Origin of the sequence: Nocardioides proteolyticus (assembly GCF_051280635.3) — a bacterium.
In the GTDB taxonomy this organism is placed as follows: Bacteria; Actinomycetota; Actinomycetes; order Propionibacteriales; family Nocardioidaceae; genus Nocardioides.
Window position 1 is genome coordinate 19,649 of the sequence record NZ_JBNBPO030000039.1, and the last position, 7,873, is coordinate 27,521.

A 7,873-nucleotide genomic window follows, 5' to 3' on the forward strand; every position below is an offset into this window, starting at 1 on the left:
CCGATGACCGTGATCGCCGTTCCCGCGCACATCCCGGCCTTCCAGCGGATGGAGTCCACCCCGGCGCGCGCCCGCACCTTCGCGACGAACCTCCGCGCCGTGACCGTGGGCGTCAAGGACGTGCAGGGCTGGGCCGGGGGGATCGCCGCTCCCGACTGGGAGGGCGACACCGCGCAGTCCCACGACCATGCCGCGACCCGCTTCGCCCGCCGCCTCGACAGCGCGGAGGCGGCCCTCGACCGCGCCGTGACCGCCGCCGACCGGTTCGAGGAGCGGCTCACCCGGCTCCTGGCCCAGCGGACCCCGATCGAGACCGAGCGCAAGGCGGTCAACGCCGACGCCGAGGTGCTGCGGGGCGACATCGAGGCCGCGCGCGGCGGCGACGTCACCGAGGAGCAGCTCGCCGCGCTGGAGCGGCGTGGGGAGCGGCTCACGGCCCGGGCCACGGCCGTGACCGACGACATCACCGACTGGGTCACCCGCTACCACGACGCCGAGGCCGACTTCATCGCCGCGCTGGCCCGCGTCGACTCGGTGAGCGAGGGCCGTGACGCCGCCGCCGACCCCGGCCGGGTCGACGTCGACGCGCTCGCCGACCAGCTCCGCCGGCACCGCGACGACCCCGCGGCGCTCAACGACTGGTGGCTCGGCCTGAGCCGTGCGCAGCGGCAGGCGCTGACCACCGAGCACCCGCACCTCGTCGGCAACGCCGACGGCATCCCCGTCCGCGACCGTGACGAGGCCAACCGAGCGGCCCTCTACAGCGACATCGACCACCTGACGCAGCGCGAGCAGGACGGCCAGCTCACCGCGGCCGAGCGCAGCGTCCTCGAGAACGCGCGCCATGTTCGCGAGGCGCTCGACGACTACCGCAACGCGGTCGACCCGGCTACCGGCCGCGAGCTCGCGCACGTGGTCGTCTACCAGCCCGGGCTCCACTCCGGCGACGGCGGCGTCGCCATCAGCTTCGGCGACCCCGACACCGCCGACCACGTCTCGGTGAACGTCCCCGGACTGACCTCCGAGACCTCGAGCACCTCCGGCAACCTCGAGAGCACCTACGCGCTGCACGAGGCGGCCCTCCGCGAGGGCAACGGCAGCGTCGCGTCGATCTACTGGCTCGACTACGACGCGCCGAGCGGCGACCTGCTCAACCCGTTCGCGCCGTTCGAGAAGGTCGACTTCGGCGGGGTGGCGCTGCCGCTCAAGGCCGACGCCGGAGGCGAGCGGTTCGGCGACTTCATCGACGGTCTCCGCGCGTCCGACGAGGGCGCGCGGGCCCACCTCACTGCGATCGGCCACAGCTACGGGTCGACCACGGTCGGGCACGCCCTCCAGGACGGCCTGGCCGTCGACGACGCCATCGTGATCGGCAGTCCCGGACAGCCCGTCGCCACCGCCGACGCGCTGACCGACGCCGACGTGTGGGTGGGCTCGCGCGACCACGATCCGGTCACCCTGCTCGGCTTCGGCGACCGCGGCGGCATCGGCGCGCTCGGGCACGATCCCGCCGACGACGACTTCGGAGGCCGCCGGTTCGAGACGGGCGACGGCTCGCTGCGGGTGGAGGACCTGATCGACAACCACACGTCCTACTTCGAGGGTGAGTCCCTCGACAACATGGCTCACATCGTGGCGGACCGCGACGACCGGGTGACCGACCAGCCCGCGCGCGGGGAGCCGGGTGGTCACTACCTCACCCTCGACGAGCTGATCGCCGTCTCCAGCGGGGCCAGCGCCGGCGAGTTCGTGTGGGACCACGGCGGGGAGTGGCTCTACGAGCGGGGCAAGGACGGCGTGGAGTTCGGGGAGTGGCTGTTGGAGAACTCCCGGTTCGGCGGGATCCTAGGGCGATGAGCTTCCTTCTCGGGACCGACCGGCTGGTGCTGCTGGCCGCCGCAGCGCTCGCCTCACCACTGGTGGCCGGGTGTGGTGGTGGCGACGACGAAGGCGGCCGCGCCGAGGTCGACCAGGTCGACCAGGTCGACCAGGTCGAGGAGCAGGCCGTCGACGCCGTCGACGGTGTCGTGCACGACGTCGCGGACGCCACCGGCATCGCGTTCGTCAGCGGCAACCGGTTCTTCTCCATCTGCGGCGAGAGCTACGCGCCACGCGGCGTGGTGCTGCGCAGCTTCCTGCAGTTCGAGCCGAGCGAGCTCCCTGACGCCGAGGCGGCCGACCGCGCCGCGGAGTCGTTGGCGGCCGGCGGCTGGGACGTCGAGCAGCGGTCCGGGAGCGCGGTCGTCGAGGCAGCGAAGGACGATCTCCGGATGAAGGTGGAGTTCGGCCCGGCCGCCGCGGTCGTCGGCCTCAACACCGACTGCGTCGAGACCTCCGACGACGTCGCCCGCGAGTACGACGACCGGGACGACGTCGAGGTGGAGTGGGGCTGACCGACGAACGCCGTAGGGTCGGGCGCGATGAGCGACCTGAGCCTGACCGTCCTGGCGCTGCTCGGCGTCGCGGCCCTCACCGCCGGCTTCGTCGACGCCGTGGTCGGCGGAGGCGGCCTGATCCAGCTGCCCGCCCTCCTGCTCGGGATGCCCAACGCCTCGCCGGTGCAGGTGCTGGCCACCAACAAGATCGCCTCGGTCTGCGGCACCACCGCGAGCTCGGCGACGTACTACCGCCGGATCCGGCCCGACCCGCGGACCTTCGGCCCGCTCATGCTGCTCGCGCTCGCCGGAGCCTTCACGGGCGCGCTGGCCGCCTCGCAGATCCCCCGGGAGGCGTTCGAGCCGATCGTCCTGGTGGCGCTGGTGGTCGTCGGCGCCTACGTCGTGCTGAGGCCCCGGCTCGGGGAGGAGACCGTGCTGCGGTTCTCCGGGCACCGCCACCTGGCGGCCGCGATGGGCGTCGGCTTCGTGATCGGCGTGTACGACGGCATCCTCGGCCCCGGCACCGGCAGCTTCTTCGTCTTCGCGCTGGTGGGGCTGATGGGCTACGACTTCCTGCAGGCATCCGCCAAGGCCCGGCTGGCCAACCTGGCGACCAACGTCGGCGCCCTGCTGCTCTTCATTCCGACCGGAGCCGTCGTCTGGGAGGTCGGTCTGGTGATGGGCGCCTTCAACCTGCTCGGCGGCTACGTCGGCGCCCGCACCGCCGTCGCCCGCGGCTCGCGGTTCGTCCGGGTCTTCTTCATCGTCGTGGTCGCCGCCTTCGTCGTCCGGATCGGCGGTGACGTGCTCGGCGTGTGGTGAGGTCTGCGGTGAGGTCTGGGGTGAGGTCTACCGTGTCCGCATGAGCACCCGAGTCGACCCGGCGGCGCGCGACGGCAGGCCGGTGGCCCGATGAGCCCGCTGTGGATCAGTGCCTTCCTCGACAGCACGCCGGAGCACTACGCCACGACCGTGGAGTTCTGGTCGCGCGCGACGGGCTACCCGCTGTCGCCGCCCCGAGGTGACGACAAGGAGTTCGCGACGCTCGAGCCGCCGGACGGCGACGGCTTCGTCAAGGTGCAGCGCCTGCGGGCCGGCGACGACCGGGTGCATCTCGACCTGCACGTGCCGGACCCGCGCGCGGCCGCGGACCGGGCGATCGAGCTGGGCGCCGACGAGCTGACCTTCGTCGGGGTCGGCTACGTGGTGTTGACCTCGCCCGGCGGGCAGCCCTTCTGCTTCGTGTCGCAGCTGGCGGACCGCAAGCCGCGCCCGACCCAGCACGCCGGCGGCCACGCGTCGCGGGTCGACCAGGTGGCCATCGACGTCCCGGTCACGCAGTACGACCGCGAGCTGGCGTTCTGGGAGCAGGTCACCGGCTGGCCGGCGCGACGCTCGGCGCACCACGACGAGTTCCGGTTCCTGGGTCCGCCGGAGGGCCAGCCGCTCGGCATTCTCGTCCAGCGGCTCGGCGCGGACGATCCCGGACCGGTGCGCGCGCACCTCGACTGGGGCACCACCGACCGCGCGGCCGAGACCCAGCGGCACGTCGGGCTCGGCGCCACGGTGGTCGCGGAGCACGAAATGTGGACGGTGCTGACCGATCCCACCGGCCGGCGGTACTGCCTCACCGACGCGGACCCGGGATGAGCGTCGTCGAGGTGGGCCTCACGCCGGTGAAGGGCACCCGCCACCAACGCCGGGCCGAGGTGGTGCTCGACGAGCACGGGCCGGTGGGCGACCGCGCGTTCTGCGTCGTCGACGTCGAGCGGCGCAAGGTGCTCCGCACCGTCCAGCACCGCACGCTGCTCGCCATGACCGCGGCCTGGGACGGCGAGGTGCTCGCCCTCGAGATGCCCGGCGTCGGCAGGGTCGCCGCACCGGCGCGGCCGACCGGCGAGCGGGTCGTGTGCGACTACTGGGGACGGTCGGTCGCCCACGACCTCACCGACGGACCGCACAGCGAGCTTCTCTCCGACGTCCTGGGCAAGCCGGTGCGGCTGGCCGCCTCGCCCCGGGGAGGCGTGGTCTACGGCGCACCGGTGAGCATCCTGACAACTGCCTCGCTGCGCGACCTCGGCGACCGCACCGGGCGGACCGACCTGCTCGAGACCGTCTCGCGGTTCCGGATGACGATGGTCGTCGACGCCGGCGACGAGCCCTACGTCGAGGACGGGTGGTTCGGTCGCAAGCTGGGGCTCGGCGAGGCCACCGTGGTGGTCGAGGCGCCGGTGCCGCGCTGCGGCGTGATCGACCTCGCCCCCGCCACCGGGGCCAAGGACGGCTCGCTGCTCAAGGCCCTGGCCGGCTACCGCCCCAGCACGGGCGGGGAGCCGTGGTTCGGTGTGGACGCACGCGTGGTGACGCCGGGCCGGCTGCGGCCCGGCGACCCGCTGGTGGTGGGCTAGGGCCCGGCGGGCGCGAACCCGGGCAGGAACTCCTCCATCAGCGCCCGGAACGGCGCCTCGGCCTCGAGCTGGCTGAGCACGCCGACCCCGCCGACCGTGGTCCGGTGGATCAGGACGTACGACGGCGGCAGGTTCAGCTTGATGGTGACCGTGTACGCCGGGTCGCGCGGGTCGTTCAGGCGCTGGAACTGCTCGCGCATCCAGGCCCTGCTGAACCGGAAGCGCTCCGCCATCGTGGGCTCGGTGAACGGCGCCAGGTAGGCCATCACCTGCTCGGGGTCGATCCGGATCCGGTCCTTGAGAAAGCCCTCCTCGCGGAGCCCGGCGATCAGGGCCTCGCCGTCGCCCTCCGCGGCCAGCCGCACCAGGCGGCCCAGCGGCGCGGGCAGCCCGCGCTGGGGGAGCCGGGCGATGGCGCCGTAGTCGAGCACCCCGAGCCGGCCGGGAGAGCCGTCGGGGTCGGGGATGATCCGGTAGTTGCCCGGATGGGGGTCGGCGTGGAGCAGCCCGGTGCGCGCCGGTCCGGAGAACAGGAAGCGGGCGAACAGCTCGCCGTAGTGGTCGCGCTCCTCGGCGGTGCCGTCGGCGATGATGCTGGCGAGCGATCCTGCGGAGTCCAGCCACTCGGTGATCAGGACCCGCCTGCCGACGGCGACCACGTCGGGCACCACGATGTCGGCGTCGTCGCGGAAGGTCGCCGCGAACTCGCGCTGGGCCTCGGCCTCCAGCTCGTAGTCGAGCTCCTCGACGGCGCGCGCCTGCACCTCCTCGATGAGCGGCTTCATGTCCACGCCGGGCACCAGCGGCCCGATGGCGCGGGCGGCCCGTGCCAGCGTCTTGAGGTCGGACTCGAGGGCGGCGCCCGCGTCGGGGTACTGCACCTTCACCGCGACCAGCCGCGGCTCGGCGTCGGTGCCGGGCTCGCGCCAGTGTCCCTGGTGCACCTGCCCGATCGACGCGGCGGCGGTGGGTGCGCCGTCGAGCCACACCAGGCGCTCGCTCCAGTCCGGTCCGAGGTCCTCGGCCAGGATGTCGCGCACGGTCTGGGTCGGCATCGGGGGAGCGGAGTCCTGCAGCCGCGTGAGGTGCTCGCGGTACGGCGCCGCCATCTCCTCGGGCAGGGCCGACTCCAGCACCGACAGTGCCTGCCCGAACTTCATCGCTCCGCCCTTGAGCTCGCCGAGGGTGCGGAACAGCTGGTCGGCGGTGCGCTGCTGGATCTCGCTCATCACCGCCTCGGCGGGCGCGCCGCCGAGGCGCTTGCCGAAGCCGATCGCGGTCCGGCCGGCGTACCCGAGCGGGAGGGCGGCGAGTCGCGCCGTCCGCGCGGCTGCCTTCTTCGGGAGGTCGGCCATGCGCCCATTGTCCGGGATCCGGCAAGCCCGGTTTCGGCGGGGACGGGTGGGTACCGCCCGGTGCATGAGCGATCAGGAACGTTTCGAAGCCATCCAGGCCGTCGTTGACCGCGTGACGTCCTGGCAGGACGGCGCCACCGAGGGCACCGTGGAGGCGGAGCTGCGCAACGGCGCCCGAGAGGTCGGCGTGGACCTCAGCGACGAGGAGATCCGCAAGCTCGCCGACGTCATCGAGGACAAGCACGGCACCGTCGACGCCGCCGAGGTGCTGTCCGCCTGAGGCGGCCTCACAGCCGGCGCCTCAGTCGGGGTAGTCGCCGAGCACCTCGGTGCCGAACCGCGCAGCGAGCTCGACGAGCCGCTCAGGATCGGCCAGGAGCTCGTCCTCGCCTGCCTCGGCCACCGCATCGAAGACCTTCTCGAACCCCGGTGGCGAGATGAGGGTCAGCATCCGCACCGGCTCCGCCGACAGCCGGCGCAGCCGGTGCGGCCGGCCCCGCGGTACGACGAGGAACGTGCCGGGGCCGGCGGCGCTCCTGGCGCCGTCGACCCAGGCCTCCACCTCGCCGGCGAGGACGTAGAACGCCTCCTCCGCGCCGGCATGGACGTGGAGGGGCGTGGTGTCGGCCCAGAAGGTCTCCTCGGTCAGCGAGTAGGCGTCGCCGACCTGGCTGCCGTCGGTCTTCGTGACGTAGGTGGAGCCCAGCGCGCTGACCTCCGGTCCCTCGCCCGGGCCCAGCAGGAAGGCAGAAGTCATCCAGCCACTATCGGCGAGAAGTGGCGGCCAGGGAACCCCGACGCACCCAGGTACGACGCGATGCGGTCGGTCGCCGGGTGCCCCGGCCCGCGGGCGGCGCCGGTCAGGCGGTTGCCGGGAACGGCACGCCGGTGTTGGCGTGGCACCGGTAGCCGTAGGGGACCTTGTGGAGGTACTGCTGGTGCTCGGGCTCGGCGTAGTAGTACTCGGCGGCCGGTGCGATCTCCGTGGTGACGGGGTCGAAGCCGCGACGGGCGAGCTCGTCGCCGTACACCTTGGTGAGGTCGCGGGCGACCTGCTCCTGCTCGGGAGTGGTGAAGTAGATGGCCGAGCGGTACTGGGTGCCGACGTCGTTGCCCTGGCGCATCCCCTGGGTGGGGTCGTGGACCTCGAAGAACCGCTTCACCAGGTCGGCGTAGGAGACCTTCGCGGGGTCGAACACGATGCGCACGGCCTCGGTGTGGCCGGTACGGCCGCTGCACACCTCCTGGTAGGTCGGGTGCGGCGTGACGCCACCGGCGTAGCCGACCGACGTCGACCAGACGCCGGGCAGCTGCCAGTAGATCTCCTCCGCGCCCCAGAAGCAGCCCAGCCCGAAGATCGCCACCTCGAGGCCGTCGGGGACGTCGTCGGTGACCAGCGGGGTGCCGAGCACCTCGTGCCGCTCGGGCAGCGGGAACGCGGGCGCGGACCGGCCGGGCAGCGCCTCGGCGGGGTCCACCATGTCGGTCTTGCGGCGGGAGAACATGCCTCTATTCTCTCCGCGCGCCCAAGCCGCACACCCGCTCCGCGGTAAAGACTCCCGCGGCCTGCCGTGCGGCCGCCCGTCCTAGCCGTCCAGCCCTAGCTGTTCTGTCCACGCAGGTTGGGCACGAGGTCGGCTGGTGAGTTGCCGCCCAGTGCGGTGTGACCGCGGTGGTGATTGTAGGTGTGGAGCCACTCGGGGAACAGTGCTGCGCGTTCGGCCTCGGAGGT

At 73.0% G+C, this 7,873-nt stretch carries 9 protein-coding genes and 1 pseudogene; 6 read left to right on the forward strand and 4 right to left on the reverse strand.

Going from position 1 to position 7,873, the window contains the following annotated elements; genetic code table 11:
• The first annotated feature begins 3 nt into the window (after positions 1 to 3).
• The 5 genes from ACPOLA_RS17995 to ACPOLA_RS18015 all read left to right on the forward strand — a co-directional run bounded on the left by ACPOLA_RS17995 (position 4) and on the right by ACPOLA_RS18015 (position 4,786).
• A complete protein-coding gene (locus ACPOLA_RS17995) occupies positions 4 to 1,857 on the forward strand; it encodes an alpha/beta hydrolase (protein ID WP_435771884.1) in 1,854 nt (617 codons plus the stop codon).
• A complete protein-coding gene (locus ACPOLA_RS18000) occupies positions 1,854 to 2,393 on the forward strand; it encodes a hypothetical protein (RefSeq protein WP_435771885.1) in 540 nt (179 codons plus the stop codon). Before ACPOLA_RS17995 ends, ACPOLA_RS18000 begins: the two co-directional genes overlap by 4 nt.
• 27 nt (positions 2,394 to 2,420) lie before the next feature.
• Positions 2,421 to 3,200 (forward strand): TSUP family transporter, encoded by a 780-nt coding sequence (locus tag ACPOLA_RS18005; protein WP_435771886.1) that lies wholly within the window; start codon positions 2,421 to 2,423, stop codon positions 3,198 to 3,200.
• Between the two features lie 90 nt (positions 3,201 to 3,290).
• The gene (locus ACPOLA_RS18010; protein WP_435771887.1) at positions 3,291 to 4,028 is read left to right on the forward strand and encodes a VOC family protein; all 738 of its coding nucleotides are present in this window, start codon (positions 3,291 to 3,293) and stop codon (positions 4,026 to 4,028) included.
• On the forward strand, positions 4,025 to 4,786 hold the full coding sequence (locus ACPOLA_RS18015; RefSeq protein WP_435771888.1) for an MOSC domain-containing protein: 762 nt from the start codon (positions 4,025 to 4,027) through the stop codon (positions 4,784 to 4,786). Before ACPOLA_RS18010 ends, ACPOLA_RS18015 begins: the two co-directional genes overlap by 4 nt.
• Here the strand turns inward: ACPOLA_RS18015 and ACPOLA_RS18020 are convergent.
• Positions 4,783 to 6,141 (reverse strand): ABC1 kinase family protein, encoded by a 1,359-nt coding sequence (locus tag ACPOLA_RS18020; RefSeq protein ID WP_435771889.1) that lies wholly within the window; start codon positions 6,139 to 6,141, stop codon positions 4,783 to 4,785. The genes ACPOLA_RS18015 and ACPOLA_RS18020 overlap by 4 nt on opposite strands.
• Before the next feature lie 64 nt (positions 6,142 to 6,205).
• Here ACPOLA_RS18020 and ACPOLA_RS18025 point away from each other — a divergent pair, with 64 nt between their 5' ends.
• Positions 6,206 to 6,421 carry a hypothetical protein gene (locus ACPOLA_RS18025; protein WP_435771890.1) on the forward strand — a complete coding sequence of 72 codons (216 nt, stop codon included), beginning with the start codon at positions 6,206 to 6,208 and terminating at the stop codon, positions 6,419 to 6,421.
• A 21-nt stretch (positions 6,422 to 6,442) separates the two neighbouring features.
• On the opposite strand, the gene ACPOLA_RS18030 is transcribed toward ACPOLA_RS18025, so the two are convergent.
• The 3 genes and pseudogenes from ACPOLA_RS18030 to ACPOLA_RS18040 form a co-directional block, all read right to left on the reverse strand.
• Positions 6,443 to 6,898 (reverse strand): cupin domain-containing protein, encoded by a 456-nt coding sequence (locus tag ACPOLA_RS18030; protein WP_435771891.1) that lies wholly within the window; start codon positions 6,896 to 6,898, stop codon positions 6,443 to 6,445.
• A 103-nt stretch (positions 6,899 to 7,001) separates the two neighbouring features.
• A complete protein-coding gene (msrA, locus tag ACPOLA_RS18035; protein WP_435771892.1) occupies positions 7,002 to 7,646 on the reverse strand; it encodes a peptide-methionine (S)-S-oxide reductase MsrA in 645 nt (214 codons plus the stop codon).
• A 95-nt stretch (positions 7,647 to 7,741) separates the two neighbouring features.
• Positions 7,742 to 7,873 (reverse strand): annotated as a pseudogene (locus tag ACPOLA_RS18040) (IS481 family transposase); the annotation flags it as partial.